18 protein-coding genes are annotated in these 20,891 nt (G+C 64.5%); 6 read left to right on the top strand and 12 right to left on the bottom strand.

All coding sequences use genetic code 11. The annotated features are described in order from the left end of the window. Nucleotides 1-23: 23 nt before the first annotated feature. The gene (gene putA / locus KKP04_RS12640) at nt 24-3,644 is read right to left on the bottom strand and encodes a bifunctional proline dehydrogenase/L-glutamate gamma-semialdehyde dehydrogenase PutA (protein WP_215031883.1); all 3,621 of its coding nucleotides are present in this window, start codon (nt 3,642-3,644) and stop codon (nt 24-26) included. 177 nt (nt 3,645-3,821) lie between these two features. Here putA and KKP04_RS12635 point away from each other — a divergent pair, with 177 nt between their 5' ends. The 5 genes from KKP04_RS12635 to KKP04_RS12615 are packed head-to-tail and all read left to right on the top strand — an operon-like array spanning nt 3,822 to nt 9,609. Then, nucleotides 3,822-4,496 (top strand): TetR/AcrR family transcriptional regulator, encoded by a 675-nt coding sequence (locus KKP04_RS12635; protein ID WP_215031880.1) that lies wholly within the window; start codon nt 3,822-3,824, stop codon nt 4,494-4,496. Then, on the top strand, nt 4,493-5,503 hold the full coding sequence (hlyD, locus tag KKP04_RS12630; RefSeq protein WP_215031877.1) for a secretion protein HlyD: 1,011 nt from the start codon (nt 4,493-4,495) through the stop codon (nt 5,501-5,503). The genes KKP04_RS12635 and hlyD overlap by 4 nt, the downstream gene beginning before the upstream one ends. Beyond that, nucleotides 5,500-7,296 (top strand): ATP-binding cassette domain-containing protein, encoded by a 1,797-nt coding sequence (locus KKP04_RS12625; RefSeq protein WP_371818794.1) that lies wholly within the window; start codon nt 5,500-5,502, stop codon nt 7,294-7,296. Before hlyD ends, KKP04_RS12625 begins: the two co-directional genes overlap by 4 nt. Further along, a complete protein-coding gene (locus tag KKP04_RS12620) occupies nt 7,293-8,495 on the top strand; it encodes an ABC transporter permease (protein ID WP_215031874.1) in 1,203 nt (400 codons plus the stop codon). The genes KKP04_RS12625 and KKP04_RS12620 overlap by 4 nt, the downstream gene beginning before the upstream one ends. A gap of 1 nt (nt 8,496) precedes the next feature. After that, on the top strand, nt 8,497-9,609 hold the full coding sequence (locus KKP04_RS12615) for an ABC transporter permease (protein WP_215031871.1): 1,113 nt from the start codon (nt 8,497-8,499) through the stop codon (nt 9,607-9,609). 40 nt (nt 9,610-9,649) lie between these two features. On the opposite strand, the gene KKP04_RS12610 is transcribed toward KKP04_RS12615, so the two are convergent. Continuing rightward, nucleotides 9,650-10,471 carry a glycosyltransferase family 25 protein gene (locus KKP04_RS12610; RefSeq protein ID WP_215031869.1) on the bottom strand — a complete coding sequence of 274 codons (822 nt, stop codon included), beginning with the start codon at nt 10,469-10,471 and terminating at the stop codon, nt 9,650-9,652. 105 nt (nt 10,472-10,576) lie between these two features. On the opposite strand from KKP04_RS12610, the gene KKP04_RS12605 reads away from it, so the two are divergent. Beyond that, nucleotides 10,577-11,683 (top strand): glycosyltransferase, encoded by a 1,107-nt coding sequence (locus tag KKP04_RS12605; protein ID WP_215031866.1) that lies wholly within the window; start codon nt 10,577-10,579, stop codon nt 11,681-11,683. Nucleotides 11,684-11,761: 78 nt separating this feature from the next. Here KKP04_RS12605 and KKP04_RS12600 read toward each other — a convergent pair whose 3' ends face one another. From KKP04_RS12600 to trpS, 10 genes are all read right to left on the bottom strand, one after another. Continuing rightward, nucleotides 11,762-12,721, bottom strand: a complete 960-nt coding sequence (locus tag KKP04_RS12600; RefSeq protein ID WP_215031863.1) for a hemolysin family protein — start codon at nt 12,719-12,721, stop codon at nt 11,762-11,764. Between the two features lie 94 nt (nt 12,722-12,815). Next, a complete protein-coding gene (ybeY, locus tag KKP04_RS12595; RefSeq protein WP_215031860.1) occupies nt 12,816-13,397 on the bottom strand; it encodes an rRNA maturation RNase YbeY in 582 nt (193 codons plus the stop codon). A gap of 12 nt (nt 13,398-13,409) precedes the next feature. Next, nucleotides 13,410-14,435 (bottom strand): PhoH family protein, encoded by a 1,026-nt coding sequence (locus KKP04_RS12590; RefSeq protein WP_215031844.1) that lies wholly within the window; start codon nt 14,433-14,435, stop codon nt 13,410-13,412. Between the two features lie 84 nt (nt 14,436-14,519). Further along, nucleotides 14,520-15,932, bottom strand: coding sequence for a tRNA (N6-isopentenyl adenosine(37)-C2)-methylthiotransferase MiaB (gene miaB, locus KKP04_RS12585; protein ID WP_215031841.1), 1,413 nt, complete (start codon nt 15,930-15,932; stop codon nt 14,520-14,522). A 3-nt stretch (nt 15,933-15,935) separates the two neighbouring features. Beyond that, a complete protein-coding gene (locus KKP04_RS12580; protein WP_251134093.1) occupies nt 15,936-16,742 on the bottom strand; it encodes a 1-acyl-sn-glycerol-3-phosphate acyltransferase in 807 nt (268 codons plus the stop codon). Between the two features lie 74 nt (nt 16,743-16,816). Beyond that, nucleotides 16,817-17,314 carry a ribosomal protein S18-alanine N-acetyltransferase gene (rimI, locus tag KKP04_RS12575; RefSeq protein WP_215031835.1) on the bottom strand — a complete coding sequence of 166 codons (498 nt, stop codon included), beginning with the start codon at nt 17,312-17,314 and terminating at the stop codon, nt 16,817-16,819. Continuing rightward, nucleotides 17,307-17,990 (bottom strand): tRNA (adenosine(37)-N6)-threonylcarbamoyltransferase complex dimerization subunit type 1 TsaB, encoded by a 684-nt coding sequence (gene tsaB / locus KKP04_RS12570; protein ID WP_371818792.1) that lies wholly within the window; start codon nt 17,988-17,990, stop codon nt 17,307-17,309. Before tsaB ends, rimI begins: the two co-directional genes overlap by 8 nt. Before the next feature lie 459 nt (nt 17,991-18,449). Further along, complete coding sequence (locus KKP04_RS12565; RefSeq protein WP_215031828.1) at nt 18,450-19,004, bottom strand: NifU family protein; 555 nt, start codon at nt 19,002-19,004, stop codon at nt 18,450-18,452. Nucleotides 19,005-19,129: 125 nt separating this feature from the next. Further along, complete coding sequence (locus KKP04_RS12560) at nt 19,130-19,636, bottom strand: universal stress protein (protein WP_215031825.1); 507 nt, start codon at nt 19,634-19,636, stop codon at nt 19,130-19,132. A gap of 79 nt (nt 19,637-19,715) precedes the next feature. Beyond that, nucleotides 19,716-20,750, bottom strand: a complete 1,035-nt coding sequence (gene trpS, locus KKP04_RS12555) for a tryptophan--tRNA ligase (RefSeq protein WP_215031823.1) — start codon at nt 20,748-20,750, stop codon at nt 19,716-19,718. Nucleotides 20,751-20,891 lie beyond the last annotated feature (141 nt).

The following is a 20,891-nucleotide window of genomic DNA, read 5'->3' as shown; positions in this document are numbered from 1 at the left end:
CGCTTTTAGTAAGATTCGACGGGTTATTTGCCGAGCGCCATCAGGCTCGCATTGCCGCCCGCCGCCGCTGTGTTGGTCGAAACGGTCTTTTCGCGCACGAGCATCGCGAGAAGGTAGGGCGGTCCGGCCAGCACGGGCACGATTTCCCCTTCGCGCTCCGAAGCCGCGCGCGCCGCATACGCGGCAAGGTCTTCGGTGGCGAGCACGGCCGCGATGCCCACTCCGCGAATCGATCGCGCCATCGACCATCGCGACGCAAGTGCAGACGGAAGCTTGGCGAAAAGCGAATCCGCCGCATTGCCGTCGAGCGCTATGAAATCGTTGCCGGTAACGAGCGCCGCGCCGAACTGTTGGATGAGTTCGGCAATGGCATCAGCCATACCGAGCACCCGCCCGCGCGGTAGGAAAAGGAGCCGGTTGTCCTCGCCGACGGGGCCGGGAAGGTTAAGGTCGCGCCCGATTGGCGTGTCCTGACGACAGGCGCGCAGGAACGCTCCGAGCGCCTCCCGATCCCCCGAGCCAAGCAGACCGCTCGCCCCGAGCCTCACCCAGTCCGCGAGATCGTCGAAAGCCGCAAGCCGGGCTTCATCACGCGGTCCTGAATGCCGCAGCGGCGGCGCGACTCGCATCAGCCTGCGGAGATAAAGCGGCCCGCCCGCCTTTGGCCCCGTGCCCGAAAGACCCTCGCCGCCGAAGGGTTGCGAGCCGACGACCGCGCCGATCATGTTGCGATTCACATAGATATTGCCCGCTTGGGCGCGCGCCGCGATGGAGCTTTGCGTCTCGTCGATGCGCGAATGGATGCCGAGCGTGAGGCCGTAGCCGGTCGCGTTCACGGCGTCGAGCGTCGCGGCCATATCCTCGCGGCGGAAGCGCAGCACATGCAGCACCGGGCCGAACACCTCGCGCTTGAGGTCCGCGATGCGGTCGATGCGGATGAGGGTCGGTGCGATGAAGATGCCCTTCGCCGTCTCGGGAAGCGGCGTCTGGTAGAGCATACTTTCACGCCTCATTTCGATGTAATCCGCAAGCGCGTCGCGCGCCTCGGCGTCGATCACCGGGCCAACGTCCGTTTCGATCCGCACCGGATCGCCCACGCGAAGCTCGGCCATCGCGCCTTGCAGCATTGCAAGCATGTCGTCGGCGATGTCGTCCTGAAGGCACAGCACGCGAAGCGCGGAGCAGCGCTGTCCCGCCGAGTCGAAGGCGGAGGCGAGCACGTCCGCCACCACCTGTTCGGGCAGCGCCGACGAGTCGACGATCATGGCGTTCTGGCCGCCCGTCTCGGCGATGAGCGGCACCGGCCCCCGCTCGGCAAGCGCGCGCTCGATGGATTTCGCGACGGCGGTCGAGCCGGTGAAGACGACGCCCTTCACACGCTCGTCTGCCACCAGTGCCGCGCCGACATCGCCCGCGCCGGGGAGAAAATGCAGCACATCTTGCGGGATGCCCGCTTCGTGGAGGATGCGCACCGCTTCGGCGGCGACGAGCGGCGTCTGTTCGGCGGGCTTGGCCAGCACGGTGTTGCCAACCGCAAGTGCCGCCGCGATCTGGCCGGTGAAGATGGCGAGCGGGAAATTCCACGGGCTGATGCAGGCCACAGGACCGAGCGGCGCGGCGGTGGCGAGGCTTCGGGCTTCGGCGGCGTAATAGCGGCAGAAATCCACCGCCTCGCGGATTTCCGAGACGGCGTTCGGCATCGTGCGGCCCGCCTCTCGGACGAGGAGCGCGCCGAGGCGTGGGCGCGCGTCTTCGATCAGGTCGGCGGCGCGTTCCAGCAATGCCGCGCGGTCTGCGGCGGGTGTTTCGGCCCAGCGCGATGCCGCATCGCTGGCTTTTGCGAGCGCGGCCTCAATGTCGGCGGCGGTGGAATCGGCGGCATGGCCCACGATGTCAGCGGGGTTTGCCGGATTGATGATGGCGCGCGCCACACCTGCCTCTCTCGCGTCGCTCGCCGGAGTTGGCGCGGCGCTGAACGACTCCCCCCGGCTTGTCTCGACGGCATGCGCGAAGGCGTTTCGCTCCCCGGCGTCGGCAAAATCGAGCCCGCGCGAGTTCCGGCGCGGCGCGAACAGATCGGCGGGCGCGGCGATCTCGGGATGCGGAGCGCCGCCGAGCCGCGCGGATTCCTCCATGGGATCGGCGATCAACTCGTCGACGCTCACCGTCTCGTCTACGAGCTGATGGACGAATGAGGAGTTCGCGCCGTTTTCGAGCAGCCGCCGCACGAGATAGGCGAGCAGCGTTTCATGCGTGCCGACGGGCGCGTAAATGCGGCAAGGGCGGCCGAGCGCGTCGGCGCCGACAACGCGGCTGTAAAGCGCCTCGCCCATGCCGTGCAGACATTGAAATTCAAAGTCGCCGACGCGGAAATCCGGCCCCGCGAGGTGGTAGATCGCCGACAGCGTATGCGCGTTGTGCGTCGCGAATTGCGGGAACACGCGGTCGCGCGCCGCCAACAGCCGCTTCGCGCAGGCGAGATAACTTACGTCGGTATAAGGCTTGCGCGTGAAGACCGGGAAGCCCGAAAGCCCGTCCACCTGCGCGCGCTTGATCTCGCTATCCCAGTACGCGCCCTTCACGAGCCGCACCATGATGCGGCGGCCCGAGCGCTCCGCAAGGTCGACGACCCAGTCGATCACCGGCGCGGCGCGCTTCTGATACGCCTGCACCACGAAGCCGAGACCTTGCCAGCCGGAAAGCACAGGTTCGAAGGCGAGCCGTTCGATGAGGTCGAGCGACGGCTCAAGCCGGTCGGCTTCTTCCGCGTCGATGTTGAAGCCGATGTCGCGCTCCGCCGCCATCGCCGCAAGTCGCAGGAGCCGAGGGTAAAGCTCTGACGAGACGCGGTCCGTTTGCGCGTAGGTGTAACGCGGATGCAGCGCCGAGAGCTTCACCGAAATGCCGGGCGCTTCGTAGACGCTCCGGCCGTGCCGCCGCTCGCCGATGGTTCGGATGGCATGGTCGTAGGAGGCGAGATAGGCGAGCGCGTCGGCGTCGGTCATGGCCGCCTCGCCCAGCATGTCGAAGGAATAGCGGAAGCCTTGGGCTTCGAAGGGCGCCGCGTGGTCGAGCGCTTCCTCGATCGTCTCGCCGGTGACGAACTGGCGGCCCACAAGCCGCATCGCAAGATCCAGCGCCTTGCGGATGACAGGTTCGCCGCCCTTCGCCAGCGCCCGTGTGAGCGCCGCGCCGAAGCCTTGCGCCTCATGCGCGGAGACCAGCCGCCCGGTGACGAACAACCCCCAAGCCGAGGCGTTCACGAAGAACGACGAACTTTTGCCCGCATGCGCCCCCCAGTCGCCTTTCGCGAGCTTGTCGCGGATAAGACGGTCGCGCGTCGGGGCGTCGGGAATACGGAGCAGCGACTCGGCAAGGCACATCAGCGCCACGCCCTCGCGGCTCGACAGCGCGAATTGCTGCATCAGCGCCTCGACGCCGAAGCCGTCCTGCTTCTCCGCGCGAAGTTCGGTCACGAGGCGGCGCGCGAGGGCCGCAACCTTCGCTGCGGTTTCGAGATCGAGGCGCGCGCGGTCGACAAGCGGCGGAAGGATGTCGGGCTCCGGGGCGCGCGTCGCTTTGCGGATTTCCGCGCGAAGGGCAGCGTTGCTCCCGGCTTCGAAAACCCGGTCTATGATGTTCATCTCGACCCTCCGCAAGGCGCCATCGCTCCAAGCCGCCCAACCCGGGGGCGATTGAAGCACTACCCTGGATATTTGATGTTTTGTCGCAGGCAACAAGACCGGGGCAGCGAGGAAAGGCGTTGCGAGCAGGCGGGATAGGTATAGTCTGACTGAACAGTCAGTCATATTGAGCGCATCATGACACAGGATGAACGCCCCGAGGATACCGCGTCCCATAGCGAGACGGACACGGCCACGCCGGACCGCAAGCGGCCATCGGCCGACGAGCGCCGCGCGGCCATCCTAGCCGCCGCCTTCGAGGTCTTCGCCGAACATGGTTTCGCCGCCGCGCGTCTCGAAGACGTCGCCCGCAAGGCGGGTGTGGCGAAGGGCACGCTTTATCTCTATTTCCCGGACAAGGAAGCGCTGTTCGAGCAGCTTCTTCTCAGCTTCGCCGAGCCGGTACTGGCCCGCATCGATGCTCTCGCGGCGCTGCCCGACCTTCCCGCGCCCATGATTTTCAATCACATCCTCACGATGTTCCAGACGCAGTTCATCGGGACCGAGCGCGAGAAGATGCTTCATCTCCTGATCTCGGAAGGTCCGCGTTTTCCGCGCATCGCCGAATTCCATCATCGCGAGGTCGTTTCCAAGGGGCTCGCGGCAATTCGCGACGTCGCCACGCGCGGGTTCGAGCGCGGGGAACTTCACAGCGACGCGCTGGTGAAATGCCCGCAGCTTTTTTTCTGGCCGATGCTCGGAATTGTCATCTGGCGGTCGCTGTTCGGTCGTTTCGATCCGATCGACGTTGCCACCGCCGTCGACGCTCATCGCGATCTGCTCGGCCTCGTCAAGAAGGAGAAGCCGGAATGAAACGCATCCTTCTCATCGCCCTTGTCGTTGTCGCGGCAGGCGGCGGCTGGTGGTGGTACAGAGCGAGCCACCGCGATACGGGCGAGTTGCGTCTTTACGGCAATGTCGAGGTCCGGCAGGTGAACCTCGGCTTCAAGGTGGCCGGGCGCATCGAGACGCTTGCGGTTGACGAGGGCGACAGGGTTCAGGCCGGGCAGACGCTCGCCTCGCTGGAGAAGATCTACTTCCGCGAAACGCTGGCGCAGATGCGCGCGCAGGCCGATCAGGCAGCGGCGAATTATGCGAAGCTCAAGGCGGGCTACCGCGTCGAGGAAATCGCGCAGGCGCGGGCAGCTGTCGCCGAGCGCGAGGCAATGCTTGCGAACGCCACCATCACGCGCAAGCGCGCGGAGTCGCTGCTGAAAACTCCCGCCGGATCTCAGAAAGTGTTCGACGACACGCAGGCGGCGGAGCGGCAGGGCGAAGCGCTGCTCAATTCGGCGCGCGAGGCGCTTCGGCTTCAGGAGGCGGGCTACCGCAAGGAAGACATCGCCTACGCCAAGGCGCAGCTCGACGAGCGCAAGGCAGTTACAGCCACCATAGAGCGCCAGCTTGCCGACGCGGATCTGATCGCGCCGGGCAACGGCACCGTGCTCTCGCGCGTTCGCGAGGTCGGCGCCATCGTGCAGCCGGGCGAGACTGTGTTCGTGGTGAGCCTCACGACTCCCGTGTGGGTTCGCACCTATGTGACCGAGCCGGACCTTGGCCGAATAAGGCCGGGGATGCCGGTCACGGTCCATACCGACACGCCGGGCGGGAAGGTCTATCGCGGCAAGATCGGCTTTATTTCGACGGCCGCCGAGTTCACGCCGAAAACGGTGCAGACCGATGAGCTTCGCACGTCGCTCGTCTATCGCCTGCGCGTTGTGGTCGACGGCAACGACGAAGAGCTTCGTCAGGGCATGCCGGTAACGGTGGAGCTAGCGCCCGCCCCCGAAGGCACGCCGGTTGCGAGCAAGGCGCCATGACCAGCAATGCGGCCATCGAAGCGAAAACGCAGGACGCGGCGCCGATGGCGATTGCGCGCGACCTCGTGAAGCGCTTCACGCCCGACGGGCCGCCCGCGCTCGACACGCTGTCCTTCGCCATCAGGCCGGGGCAGGTGACGGGCGTCGCGGGGCCGGACGGCGCGGGCAAGACGACGCTGATGCGGCTCATGGCGGGGCTTTTGGCGCCCACTTCAGGCTCGCTCACCGTTTGCGGGTTCGACACGATCCGCGACTCAATCGCGCTGCATCAATCCATCGGCTACATGCCGCAGCGCTTCGGCCTTTACGAAGACCTGACCGTTCTCGAAAACCTCGCGCTCTATGCGGATCTTCGCGGCGTTATCGGCAAGGAGCGCGATGACACGTTCAAGCGCCTCCTCGCCTTCACCGATCTTGCACGCTTCACCGACCGCCTCGCGGGCGCGCTGTCGGGCGGCATGAAACAGAAGCTCGGGCTTGCCTGCGCCATGCTGAAGGCGCCGCGCATCCTGCTTCTCGACGAGCCGGGCGTCGGCGTCGATCCGATTTCGCGGCGCGAACTCTGGCATATGGTCCACGTACTGACGGGCGAGGGCGTCGCGGTCGTCTGGACCACGGCCTATCTCGACGAGGCGGAGAATTGCGCCGAAGTCATCGTTCTGAACGAGGGCAAGCTGCTCTATCAGGGCGAGCCGAAGGCGATGACGGCGCGTATCGGCGACCGCGTTTTCCTGCTCGAAGGCGCAGGGGCAGAGCGGCGCGTCGTGCTCGAACGCGCGCTGGAACGGCCCGACATCATCGACGGCGTGCTGCAAGGCGCCGCCGTGCGCCTTGTCACGAAGGAAGGCGCGCCGCCGCCGAAGCCCGAGGACATCGAGACGGCGGAACCGATCACCATCGAGCCCGCGAAACCGCGCTTCGAGGACGCGTTCGTCGTCATGCTTGGCGGCCAGCCGAAGCGCACGCGCGACATGAAGTCCAACGGGCAGATCGAGCACCGCGACGGGCCCGCCGTGGAGGCGCTGAACCTCACGCGGCGGTTCGGAAGCTTCACCGCCGCGGACAACATCTCCTTCGCGATCCGGCGCGGGGAAATTTTCGGGCTTCTCGGCCCGAACGGCGCGGGCAAGTCCACCACCTTCAAGATGATGTGCGGCCTGTTGCGGCCCACGTCAGGCACCGCGCGCGTCGACGGTTACGACCTCTACAACGCGCCGGCGACCGCGCGGTCGCGTCTCGGCTATATGGCGCAGAAATTCTCGCTCTACGGCGATCTGACCGTGCGCCAGAACCTCGACTTCTTCGGCGGCGCTTATGGCCTCATGGGCCACGCAAAGCGCGAGGCCATCGAGCGCGCGATTGCCGCGTTCGACCTCGGCCCGCATCTTTCCGCCAACGCGGGGCAACTCCCGCTCGGCTTCAAGCAGCGCCTCGCGCTCGCGGCGGCGATCCTGCACAACCCGCCCGTGCTGTTCCTCGACGAGCCGACCTCCGGCGTCGACCCCATCACGCGCCGCGAGTTCTGGGGCACGATCAACGCCATGGTGTCGGGCGGCGTGACCGTCATGGTGACGACGCACTTCATGGACGAAGCCGAATATTGCGACCGCGTGGCGCTGATCTATCGCGGGCGCTGCATCGCGCTCGACACCCCGGACGCGTTGCAGGCGCGGGTGAAAACGCCCGAGCTGCCCAATCCCACGCTTGAGGACGCATTCATCGCGCTCGTCGAAGAACAGGACAGCCAGCGGCAGGCGGAAGGCGCGGGAGCGCGCTCGGGGACGGCGGCATGACGACGCTCGAACACACACCGGCAGACGCGGTCCCCTTGGCAGCCGCCACAGCGCAAGCCGATGCCGCGCCGCGCGACCGCAGCGGGCGCTTCCGGCGCATGAAGGCGCTCATCCGCAAGGAGACGCTCCAAATCGTGCGCGATCCGAGCAGCCTCGTGATCGCCGTCATCCTGCCGATCCTCCTCCTGTTCCTGTTTGGCTTCGGCGTTTCCTTCGACGTGACGAAGATGCGCATCGGCCTCGTCATCGAGCAGCCGACGCCCGACACGGCGAGGTTCGAGGCTTCGCTTGCCAACACTCAATGGTTCAGGGTGCAGGTGGCGCATGACCGGCGCGCGTTCCTCGACGACCTCACTGCCTCGCGCCTTGAAGGCGTGATCGTACTCTCGGGCGACTTCTCCGAGCGGATCGCGCGGGGCGATCCCGCCGCCGTGCAGATCATCACCGACGGCACCGACCCGAACACAGCCTCGCTCGTCAACGGCTATGCGCAGGGCGCGTGGCAAAGCTGGCTCGCGCAACTCGCCCTGTCGGGCGGCAAGGAAGGCGCGGCAGCCATCACCACGGACCCTCGTTTCTGGTTCAACCCGGAGCTTGAGAGCCGCCGCTTCCTCGTCCCCGGCTCCATCGCGCTGATCCTCATGATGATCGGTTCGCTGCTGACCGCGCTCGTCGTTGCGCGCGAATGGGAGCGCGGCACCATCGAGGCGCTGCTCGCCACGCCCGCGAGCGTGACGGAGTTTCTCGTCGGCAAGGTCGTGCCGAATTTCGTGCTCGGGCTCTGCGCGATGGCGGTTTCGGTGCTGTTCGCGATCTTCGTGTTCGACGTGCCGATGCGCGGTTCGGTGGCGGCGCTGCTGGCCGCTTCCACTGCCTTTCTGCTGGTCGCGCTGAGTTCCGGGCTTCTCATTTCGTCGCTTGCGCGGTCGCAGTTTCTCGCGAGTCAGATCGCGATGATCACGGCCTTCCTTCCCGCGCTGTTCTTCTCGGGCTTCATCTTCGAGATTTCGAGCATGCCCGGCCCGTTGCAGGCGTTCTCAGCGCTCATCCCCGCCAAATATTACGTGCGGAGCCTCCAGACGATCTTCCTCGCGGGCGATGTGGCCGCGGTGCTCGTGCCATCGATCCTTATCCTCGCCTTCATGAGCCTGGTTCTGATGCTGCTGACGGCGCGATTCTCGAAAATGAGGCTCGATTGAAATGCTGCCGCCGAGACTGCTCGCGCTCATCGTCAAGGAACTTCTCGCCGCGTTTCGCGATCCCAAGGCGCGCATCGCGTTCATCATTCCGCCGCTGATGCAGGTGTTCCTCTACGCATATGCGGCGACGCTTGAGGTCAAGCACGCTTCCATCGCGGTCGTCAACGAGGACTGGGGCGAAACCTCGCGTCAGCTGGTCAACCGCTTCGAGCGCTCATCCGCCTTCGGGCCGATCCTCTGGCTCAAGAGCGACCGCGAGATCGCGCCCGTCATCGACAGCCAGCGCGTTGTGGCCGTCGTCCGCATCGGCCAGGACTTTTCGCGGCGGGTGGCCGCACGCGAGCCCGCGACCGTACAGGTGATCCTCGACGGGCGGAGATCGAACACCGCGCAGATCCTGAACGGCTATATCGGCACCATCGTGAGCCAATTCGCCATCGATCAGGGGACGGGAGGGACAGCGCCGCCCGAGATCAGCACCGTGGTGGAGCGCTCCTGGTACAATCCGAACCGCGACTATGCCACGACCATGGTGCCGAGCCTCGTCGCGACGCTCACCATGACCACCGTGCTCATGATCATGGTCATGTCGGTGGCGCGCGAGCGCGAACTCGGCACCTTCGAGCAGCTTCTCGTGTCGCCGCTTCAGCCGCATGAAATTCTCATCGGCAAGGCTGTGCCGGGCCTCATCGTCGGCTTCGGGCTGGCGACCGCGATCATGCTCATCGTGACGCAGTTTTTCCGCATCCCCATGCTCGGCTCGCCGCTGGTGCTCTATGCGGGGCTGTTCGTGTTCCTGCTTGCGATCATCGGGGTGGGCTTGTTCATTTCCTCGCTCGTCTCGACGCAGCAGCAGGCGATGCTGGGCGCCATGGTGTACATGATGCCCGCGATGATGCTGTCCGGCTTCACGAGCCCCGTGCAGAACATGCCGGACTGGCTCCAGCCCGTCGCGCTCGCGAATCCCCTGACGCATTTTCTGGTGATCGTGCGCGGCGTCTTTCTGCGCGACATGCCGATGGCGCTGGTCGCGGAGCGCATCTGGCCGATGCTGTTCATCGCGGCGTTCACGCTGACGGCGGCGGGATGGCTGTTCCGGCGGAAGATTTCGTAGCGAGACCGCACGAGAATCCGGCCTTCGCTCGACGGGAACCTCAGACGCGCACGAGATCGGCGCGCTTGCGGGTGCGGCGACCGAACAGCGCTTTCTTGACGCCGAGGAGGCTCATCTGGAAACGCAGGTGCGCGGTGCGTCTGCTGACCGAGCGCAGGCCTTTCCGGACCGCATCACTCAGGACGCGCGCGGGCGAGCGGCGCGGCTTCGGCGCCTTTGCCGGGTTGCGCGGGCGACCCATCTCGCTTTCGCCCTCCTGCACCGCCGGGAGCGGGAACAGGTGAAAGATCGCGAGGTCCGCTGCGGGTGGATCGAACGCCTGACGGTCGTTCGAGGCGATCATGACGGGCATGCGAGCCAGAAGCGACTTCGCTCCACGCCGAGTCACCACGTAAGCGGCTGTCCCCGGCCAACCTCCCGCTGGCAGAAACACCAGATCGCGGCCCGCGAAAGCGGAGACCTTTATGAAAGGTATCTTCGCGCGCGGCAGCGCGATTTCCAGCTTCAGCACATCGACCTGCGGGGGAAGAACCCGCGCGGCGTCGAGGATGGCCGCGAAATCGGCGGAAAGGCGCACATCGTCTTCGAGGATGCAGGCGACGGGCAGGTCTCGCGCGAGGATGGTTTCAAGGATCGCGCGGTGGCTGAGGAAGCAGCCGATTTCCCCCGGATTGCGGCGTCGCCTTCCTTCCCAGAGGTGCGACGGGGCGACGGCCTCAAGCTCGTCCGCGCTCAGTAATTTGCCCGCCACGGCGGGAAAGCGCTCGAAGGCGAGGCCGAGCGCGTCGAGCTGCTGTTTCATCGCGGCGAGGCGGTGCTGCGCGCTGTCGAGGTTGAGCAGGAAAATCGGCGGGTTGGGCATAAGGCTGGATCCCTCCATCATCCGGCAATGGTTAACACACCACTTCTGATTGCACAATGATGGCGCCGCAAGCTTCGGTAACGTCTGGGGTCATATGCGTCAGGCATGGCGACAACCCTCAATTTTCCCGATGCGCTAACGCGTTCCGCACCGGCTCTAGAACTTCCATCATGGAAGCGCCGCAGCCGCACCTCCTATGCAATCGATTTCCTGGATCCCGCCCGCACGTACACCGGCAACACGCCGAGAACGGGCGCGATGGGCGGCACGGAAAGCTCCGTCGTCCTGCTGGCGGAAGCGCTGGCGGCGCGCGGGCACGATGTACGCGTGTTCAACGGCGTGGCGGGGCCGCAGCGCATGTTCGGCGTCGCGTATTTGCCGATGACGGACACCGGCAGGCAAACGCGGGGCGACATCGGCATTTCGGTGGCGGCGCCGAAGGTCTTCTGGAATACCTCATTCCGCGTGCCGGTTCTCTGGCTGCACAACCCGCTGAAAGGGTTTCGACAGATCCGCAAAGGGGCCGTGCTGCCGATGCTGAAGGCGCGGCCTCATTTCGTGCTGCTCGGCGATTATCACGGCCGCAAAGTCCCGCGATGGCTGCCGTCGGGCGGGCGCAGCATCATCCATCACGGTATCGCCGATGCTTTCCGGCGCGAGGTCCCCGCCGAAGCCGCGCCGCCGCCGTGCGCGATCTTCACCTCGCAACCCTATCGCGGACTCGACTGGCTTCTCGATCTCTGGCCGGAGGTGCGCGCGAGGGTGCCGCATGCGAGGTTCGACGTGTTCGCGCCGAAGGCACATCAGGCGAACGCCAATGCCGCCAAGCGGGCGCTGGATGGCGTCTCGTTTCGCGGGAGTATCGCGCGGGGCGCTCTCGTGCAGGAACTGGCAGGTGCGCGCATTCAGTTCATCCCCGGACACCGCGACGAGACGTACTGCCTCGCCGCTGCCGAAGCCGTCGCATCGGGGGTGCCGGTGGTGACGCTGGGCGCTGGATCGTTGAGCGAGCGCGTGCGCGACGGCAAGACCGGATTCGTCGTGAAGGACAGGGACGAGTTCATCGGGCGCAGCGCGGCGCTTCTCTCCGACGACGCGCTGTGGACAAGGATGCACCGCGCATGCCTTGCTGATGACGCGCTTGTCACATGGGATGCGCGCGCGGCCGAATGGGAAGCGCTGTTCGAGCGATTGGCCACGCAAGCCTCGTGAGCCGCTGGACGGTCGCGGTCAATCGCAGCGTGACGCGAGTTTCGCCCCCGCGTCACACCAGCGATTAACGCAGGCTGATCAAGCCGCCCGAGCGTCGCGAAGTTCCGCGCGCGAGGCGGGCTCCTCGCCATGGCTGCTGTCATGGTCCGGCGCTGGCAGCAAAAGCGGCTTGTCCGCTCCGCCGAGCACGCGTTGCTTGAAGATGCGCACGGTGTGCAGCCGTCGCGGCCCTGTTTCCATGATCTCGAAGGTTACACCGGAGGCGTGATGAATGAGCTGCCCACGCTTCGGGAAGCTTCCCACCATCGCGAGGATAAGGCCGCCGAGCGTATCGACGTCGTCTGTCACGCCGGGCGTGCAGAGAGACAGGCCGAGCACCTGCTCCACATCCTCGATAGGGGCGCGGGCACTCGCAACGAAGGTCTCGTCCTTGATCGCGATAGAGAATTGCTGGGCGTCGTCATGCTCGTCGGCGATGTCGCCCACGATGGAGTCCATGAGATCCTGCAAGGTGACAAGGCCGTCTGTGCCGCCGAACTCGTCCACCACGATGGCGAGATGCGTCGTCTTCGCCTTCATCTTCGCAAGCAGAGCCAGCGCCGGCATGGAAGCGGGAACGAACAGCACCTCTCGCATCAGCTTCGAATCCGCGATGGTCGTCTTGAGCACGTCCTGACTGAGATCCACCTGGCCCTGTTTTGCGCCATGCTTCATCACCCAGACCATGGCATCCTTGATGTGAACCATGCCGATGACATCGTCGAGGCTTTCGCGATACACGGGGATACGGGCGTGGCCTTCCCGCGCGAAAAGCGCGAGCAGGTCGCCGACCGTTTGCTGTTCCTCCACAGCTACCACATCCGCGCGTGGGAGCATGATCTCGGACACCTTCGATTCGCCGAAACCCAGCACATTCAGGAGCATCATGCGCTCCTGCTGCGACATGGATTTGTCGTCTTCGGCAACGCTTTCGGCTATGGCGCTTTCAAGCGTCTCGCGCAAATTCTCATTATTGGCGAAGCCGAGATTGGCCGCCATCCGCTGCAACCAGCCAGCGGATGGTTTCGATTTTCCCGTTTCGAGCAATATTTGTGGTGGCATGGCTTTGAGGTGAGTGGCCCTGTTATTGAGGTCAAAGTGTCTGAACTGAAGCGCTCGCATCGTCCCGATAAGGATCGGGAATGCCGAAGCGGGCAAGGACGACGCGCTCGGCGGCTTCCATAGCGTCGGCATCGGCGTCCGCTTCATGATCGAAGCCGACCAGATGAAGAACACCGTGGGCCACGAGATGAGCGGAATGATCGAGAGGGGTTTTCGCCTGGGCTTGCGCCTCGCCCACGACCGCGTCGTATGACAGGGCGACATCGCCGAGAAACGCCGGTTCATCGTCGAAACGGGCGGCTCGCACCGCCTCCCCCGATGGAAATGACAGCACGTTGGTGTCGGCGTCCTTGCCGCGAAACATCTTGTTCAGCGAGCGAACCTGTTCGCCGGACATGAGTGCCACGCTGACGCAAGTGTCGTCCGGCGCGAATCCGGCCTCGCGCAGCGTTTCGGCCACAAGTTTCGGAATCAATTCTTCCAGCCCCGCGACGGATACCCACCGATCGTCCTCGATCGAGATATCCGTGCCTATTCGGTAGGGCTCGCCTTCCGCGCTCGGACCAGGATCCGAGGGGGCATTCGTCGTTGCATCGGTCAGTGGAGGTGTCATAGCGTTCTTAATTTAGCGCTTCGTTTCGTAAGCTTCAATAATTCTCCCGACGAGCGGGTGACGAATCACGTCCGCGCGCGTGAATGCCACGTGCGCGATGCCTTCCACGCCGTCGAGCACGCCAAGTGCATCGGCGAGGCCGGAATGCTGGCCGGCGGGCAAGTCGATCTGCGACGGATCGCCGGTGATGATCATGCGGCTGCCCTCGCCGAGGCGCGTCAGAAACATCTTCATCTGCATGACGGTGCAATTCTGCGCCTCGTCGAGTATGACGATGGAATGCGCGAGCGTGCGGCCGCGCATGAAGGCGAGCGGCGCGATCTCAATCATCTTTGTCTCAAGCCCGCGCTCCACCTTTTCCGGCGGAAGCACATCGTAAAGCGCATCGTAAAGCGGGCGAAGATACGGGTCGACCTTCTCTTTCATGTCGCCGGGCAGGAAGCCGAGCCGTTCGCCCGCTTCCACGGCCGGACGCGAAAGCACGAGCCGGTCGACTTCGCCGCGTTCGAGGCAACCCGCCGCATAGGCGACGGCGAGGTAAGTCTTGCCCGTGCCCGCCGGGCCGGTGCCGAAAACCATCTCCCGCGATTGAAGGGCGGTGATATAGGTGGATTGCGCGGGGGTTCGCGCGACAATGGTACGCTTGCGCGTCTTGAGTTCGCCGACATTGGGCACCGGTTGCGCCACCGCGAGCCCCGAGCCGCCGAGGCCCGGCCCGCCCGTCAGGTGGCGGATCGCGCCATCCACGTCGCCCTGCGACAGGGTGCCATCGCCCTTGGCGCGGCCATACAGCGCTTCCAACACCGTTTTCCCCTGAAGGCACGTCTCCTTGTCGCCGTCGAGCACGACGACATTGCCATGCACCACCGCGCGGAGGCCGAGCCTGTTTTCGATAAGGGCGAGATTTGAATCGAACTCGCCCAACACATCGGCGAGCTTTCGGTTATCGTCGAACGTGATTTCAATCCGGTAAAGGGATTGCGCGGATTGCGACGGTTTCGAACCGGCACGCCAAGCCTGACGCGAGGGAGCGTTCATCGATCGCCTTGGCGGTATGTCGACACCTGGCAAAAAGTATTTCTCCGCGTTCTGCTTGCCGAGCGCTCTTTCACTATTGTCTCTTTATGTAGCGTCTTCGTCCAGATTTTTTATGACAGCGCGAAGACTATTTTGGCTTGCTGCCACGATTTCCACATCCGCGATGCTGCCCAGCAGCGCCGGGTCGCCCTCGGCATACACCGACTGGAGATAGGGCGAACGACCCACGATCTGGCCGTCGTTGCGTCCGCGCGAGTCCCACAGCACGGAAAGCGTCCGTCCCACCATCGCGGCATTGAAGGCCGTCTGCTGGGCGAAAAGGCGCGCCTGAAGCCGGGCGAGGCGCTCCGATTTCAAATCTTCCGGCACCTGTTCGGGGCGGTCGGCGGCGGGCGTTCCGGGCCGCGCGCTGTATTTGAACGAATAAGCCTGCGCGAAGTGAACGCGTTCTACCACGCGCATGGTTTCCTCGAAATCGGCGGTCGTTTCGCCCGGAAAACCCACGATGATATCCGTCGACAGCGCAAGGTCGGGGCGCACGTCGCGGAGCCGGTCCACGATGCGGAGGTAATCTTCGATTCGATGCTTGCGGTTCATCGCCTTCAAGATGCGATCCGAGCCGGACTGGAACGGCAGATGCAGATAGGGCATCAGTTTCGGCAAGTCGCGATGCGCGGCGACGAGCGCCTCGCTCATGTCGTTCGGGTGGCTTGTGGTGAAGCGAAGGCGCGCAATGCCGTCGATTTCGGATAGCGCCGCCAGCAAATCCGGCAGCGTCCATGTCTTCCCCGACGGGCCTTCCCCCGCCCACGCATTCACATTCTGCCCGAGAAGGGTGATCTCGCGCACGCCGCGCTCGGCAAGGCGCTTCGCCTCATCGACGATCTGCGCGACGGGGCGCGAATATTCCGCGCCACGTGTATAGGGCACCACGCAGAACGTGCAGAACTTGTCGCAGCCTTCCTGCACGGTGAGGAACGCGGCGGGCGCGGAGCGAAGCTTCGGCGCGGGCAGGTTCGCGAATTTCTCGGCGGCGGGAAATTCGGTTTCGATCACGACGCCGCGCGTTCCGGCGCGCCTTTCGATCAGTTCGGGCAGGCGATGATAGCTCTGCGGGCCGACGATAATGTCGACCAGAGGCGCGCGGCGGGCGATTTCCTCGCCCTCGGCCTGCGCGACGCAGCCCGCGACCGCGATCATGAGGTTGCCGCCGCCGAGTTCGCGGCGCGTCTCGCGCAGCACGCGCAGGCGGCCAAGCTCCGAAAACACTTTTTCGGCGGCCTTCTCACGGATATGGCAGGTGTTCAGAATGACAAGGTCGGCATCTTCCGGCGCATCCGTCTCGGCGAAACCGGCCGAGCCGAGAGCATCGGCCATGCGTTCGCTGTCATAGACGTTCATCTGGCAGCCGAACGTCTTGATGAAGACGCGCTTTTCCGGCGTGTCGCCAGTGGGCCGCACGTCTTCCTCAGTCTCGGGAGCGCAAGCGTCCTGCATGTCTCAAGCCGCGCGCGGACGCGCCGTCACCTGCTCGATATAGGACTGGCGAATTTGCGCCTCGGAGAACGCAGCGAGCGCCTTCCTGTCGCGCAACGAAGCCAGCCGCACCGGCTCGCCAAGGCGAATGGTTACATCGATCGGGCCGCTTTTGAGCACGTTCCACGCATGGCTCATCATGTCCATGTCGCCGTACCACGCGATGAGCGGGCGCTCGTGACGCAGGATCGGCAGGCCGTGAAGATGTGTGTAGGCGATGGAAACGGTTTGCACCACGGCTTCCGGGCCGTTGTCGTTTGCGGCGTTCGGCGCCAGCGATGCGGCGGAGAAAAGCGAGCTTCGGAACGGAAGGATGCGGTTGCCGTCGCTGCTGGTGCCTTCCGCGAAGAGAACGATGGTGTCGCCCTTGGCCAGACGCTCGGCGATCTCGCCGGCCTTGTCCCTGACGAGGGTGCGCCGCGTGCGATCCACGAACACCGTGCGCTGAAGTCTGGCGAGCAGGCTGACGAACGGCCACACACCGACCTCCGCCTTGGCGACGAAACTCAGCGGAGCCACGGTCGACAAGGCGGGAATGTCGAGCCAGGAAATGTGATTCGAGACGAGGAGAACCGGGCTATCGTTGGCAAGTTTTCCCTCGACATGGACGCGGATGCCGAGGATGCGGCAGACAAGCTTGTGATAGCCGTTCGGCAGCGTCCTTGCCTGCTTGAGCCCGAGTTTCAGGAACAGCCATTGCAGGAGCATGAGCGGCAACGTGACCGCGACGAAAGCCGCAAGCAGGATCGACGCCCGAATTGAACCGAGCATCCGCATCATAAATCCATGAAAAACGAGAGCATCCATGCCGCTTTCACTTCCGAGCGCGTTCAACGTTCGCTTCATTACGGGCTGCTTATCTCCGGGTCAACGGCCGAACGCAGCGAATCCAGCCTCATGACGAGAGCCGTTTCCGACGCAGAGCTTTCGTGCCGATAATAATTGTCACGCCGCGCGACGACGCGAAAACCGAGCTTTTCGTAAAGGCCGCGCGCTTTGCGATTAGTTTCCGCCACTTCCAGATAAATGCAAGCGATGAATCGCTCGCGGCACAGCTCGAAAGCGGCTTGCATCAGCCGCGTTGCATGGCCGCGACCTTGTGCGTCCGGCGCGACTGCGATGGCAAGGACTTCCGCTTCGTCGGCGGCGAACTGGAACAGCGCAAAGCCGCAAAGGCGCTCGCGATTCGCGGCTTTCAGAAGCGCGCGATTCGCGTCGATGGTCGAGGCGGCGAAGTCGGACGGGGGCCAACCGGGCGGCAGGGCTTGCGCGTGCAGGGCAGCGATCTCGGCGGCGTCCTCGGGTGCGGCGCGGTTAATCGGGAAATCCGATGGCTCACTCATCTTTGCGGGCGATGATATTGCGCTTCTGCGGCTTGGCGTCGGGCGGGCGAACATAGAAGGGCGTGGGGAGATCGCGCGCCGGGCTCAGAGACGGCGCAAGCTCCGCCAGCGTGAGTGCGTCCGGGAAGAGATCGGGGGCAACGAGCGGAAGGGCTACGAAGCCCCCGTCAATCAGTGCCGAAGAGGCGGGGCCGGACAGGCCGTCGGCTCTTCCGTTAAAGAAAGCCGCGCAATCGGCTTGAGGCATGGCCACGATGTCGGTCACGGCTTCGCGCCCCGGTTTCAGAATCTGGCAGAAGACCGCGTTCAAACCCGCAGGGGCCGCAAGTCCATAGGCGCCCTTTGCATGTCCGGCTTTTTCGTAGGCGGCGGCCATGATCGTGAAGCTCGTCGCACCCACGACGGGAAGCTTCGCGGCCAGCCCGAAAGCCCGCGCGGCCGCGACGCCTGTTCGAATGCCGGAGAACCCGCCGGGTCCGATCGACACGGCGATGCGGTCGAGACCGGCGAAAGCAAGGCCCGCTTCGGCCATCAGCGTCCCGATGAGCGGAATGAGCTGCTCCGCTTGGCCGCGCACGGCTTCAAGCCTTTTGACGCGCGCAGGTTCACCTTGGCGAGCCGCTGTCACGGCGACCGAGGTGCGGCCCATGCTTGTTTCGATTGCTAGAACTCTCACGACCGAAGGACACAACTCTTGTTACTGGCGGGAACGACAATTGCTTGTCGCAGGAAGGGATAGAATACGACTATACGATTTCGGAAATCTCATCGAAGGCAAAGCGAGGTAAACGCGCGCGCAACGCGGCGGGGTCGCCATAGCCCAAATTGCACAGAAAGTTCGATTTGATGGACGTTCCACCGAAAATGAACGGCGAGCGCCTTCGCGCTGTCACCCTTCGGAAAAACGAAGCGTGCGGGCGAGTGAGTGGCGCTGGTTGGGCCAAGGGCCGTCAGGTCTACGATCCGCCGCAGAATGTCGTCCGCGACGGGTCTGTCCTGCCATTTGCTTTGGGTGCGGGCCTTCAGAAAAATCTGGTCAAGGCATTCCGCGACGATGGGGCGCCCCATGCATTACCTCTTATTGTGTACTCCAACCCAGGGCAGCACAACATATAGAGGATCGCAGGTCGCAGCACTAGACGGGCTGAACCTCCTGAACTTCGGGAACGAAGTGTTTCAACAGGTTTTCGATGCCATGGCGAAGCGTTGCCGTCGCGGACGGGCAGCCTGAGCACGCGCCTTGCATCTTGAGGTAGACGACACCGTCGCGGAACCCTTTAAAGGTGATGTCGCCCCCGTCGCTCGCCACGGCGGGGCGTACGCGGGTTTCGATCAATTCCTTGATTGTGGTGACGACTTCGGTGTCGGCGACGTCGAAATCCTCATCTTCCGCGACGAGCCTTTCGTCCGACAGGACCGGCTGGCCCGACATGAAATGCTCCATGATCGCGCCGAGGACGGGAGGCTTCAGGCTCTCCCAATCGCCGCGATCCTTTGTCACGGACACGAAGTCCGAGCCGAGGAAAACGGCGGTGACGCCTTCGATATCGAACAGTCGCGATGCCAGCGGCGAAACGCCTGCCGCATCGTCGCTCGTGAGAAACTCGCGCGTGCCCTCTTCGATTACCGTGCGGCCGGGCAGAAATTTCAGCGTCGCCGGATTCGGCGTTATCTCGGTCTGAATGAACATGATTTTCCTCTTTTGCGCCCTCTCTCCCCTCGGGCGCGAACAACCATTCGCCAGATAATAAGGCAGGGTTGCGCCCGCCTTTCAAGAGAAAAGCCGACTGCTGAGGTCGGAAACCCGCCTTCGCCTCAGGCGAGGCCGTTCACTTCTTCGAGGGTAAGATTGCCGGGCACGATTGCGATAGGGATCGGGAATGTGCCCGCTTTCGCACCCGCCAGCGAGGACACGAGCGGACCCGGTCCTTTTGGATCGGTCGAGGCGCCGAGCACGAGGATGCCGAACTCGCGGTCCTCCTCGATGAGCTTCACGATTTCCTCGGCGAGAGGCCCCTCGCGGATGATCTCCTCCGGCACGATCTCCTCGAAGCCCCACGTCTTGAGCTTGCGCGCCCGAAGCCGGAACACGGCACGCGCCTTGTGATACTGCTCCTCGCGAAAGGTCTCGTCGACGCCGAGCCAGTGCGTCATTTCAATCGGCTCGATCACAAACAGAAGCGAAAGGCTGCCGCCCGTGCGATGCACACGGCGCGCGGCGTAATAGAGGGCGGTTTCGCCCTCCGGCGACTCGTCCACGATGACGAGGAATTTTCGCTTGTGACCGACGGTGAAAAGATCGCGTGGCTGACGGTTCGCCATGGTTTGCGTCCCCTTTGGAGGGTTGAGCTTACCATGAACGGCGCGCCCGCAAACGGCGTTTTCTTGGTCGGGAGAATTCCTACCGCGGCTTCGTAACGAAACCGACGATGTTCTGCACATGGCGCAGCGTTTCGGACGCGAGCACGTCCGCCCGCTCCGCGCCATCCGCCAGCACCGCGTCGATATAGGCGGCGTCGGCCGAAATGCGCTTCATCTCGTCGCCGATGGGGCCGAGCCTCGCCACGGCGAGGTCGGCGAGCGCGTTCTTGAACGCCGAGAACTGCGAGCCGCCGAATTCTCCGAGGATCTTTTCAACGCTCTCGCCGGACAGCGCCGAATAGATGCCGACGAGGTTCTCCGCCTCGGGGCGTCCCTCGAAGCCCTTCGGATCGGTCGGCAGCGGCTCGGGATCGGTCTTCGCCTTGCGGATTTTCTTCGCGATGGTGTCGGCGTCATCCGCTACATTGATGCGCGAGAGGTCGGACGGGTCGGACTTCGACATCTTCTTCGTGCCGTCGCGCAGGGACATGACGCGCGTCGCGGGGCCGGAAATGATCGGCTCGGGCTGAGGGAAGAAGCCGTCCGCGAAGCCTTCCGCCGCGATGGTTTCCGCGAAATCGTTGTTGAACTTCTGCGCGATATCGCGGGACAGTTCCAGATGCTGCTTCTGGTCCTCGCCGACGGGCACATGCGTCGCGCGATAGGCGAGGATGTCGGCCGCCATCAGCACGGGATACACGTAAAGCCCGACGCTCGCGTTTTCGCGGTCCTTGCCCGCCTTGTCCTTGAATTGCGTCATGCGGTTGAGCCAGCCGATGCGCGCGACGCAGTTCAGCACCCAGGCGAGTTCGGCGTGCGCGCTCACCTGCGACTGATTGAAGATGATGTGTTGCTTGGGGTCGACGCCCGCCGCGATGAACGCAGCCGTCACTTCTCGCGTCGAGCGCTTAAGATCGGCGGGATTCTGCGCCACCGTGATCGCGTGCAGATCCACGACGCAATAGATGCAGTCGGTCCGATCCTGCAACGCGACGAAGTTCTTGATGGCGCCGAGATAGTTGCCGAGATGCAGATTGCCGGTCGGCTGAACGCCGGAGAAGACAAGCTCTTTCATTGTCGTGCTGGCCTTGATGGTGCGAGGCGTTGTTATGAGCCGCGCCGGTGGCAAAATGCAAGCCCGAGCTTTGCCCCCGCCGGCGCCCACCCGCCGCGGCAGCGACGATCCGGCCAATTCGCCAGCCTCAACGCCAGTCGG

This window comes from Rhodomicrobium sp. Az07, from assembly GCF_018619475.1.
Taxonomy (GTDB): Bacteria; Pseudomonadota; Alphaproteobacteria; order Rhizobiales; family Rhodomicrobiaceae; genus Rhodomicrobium.
The sequence above is the reverse complement of the archived record's forward strand: the minus strand, read 5'-3'. Positions and strand labels throughout refer to the sequence as shown.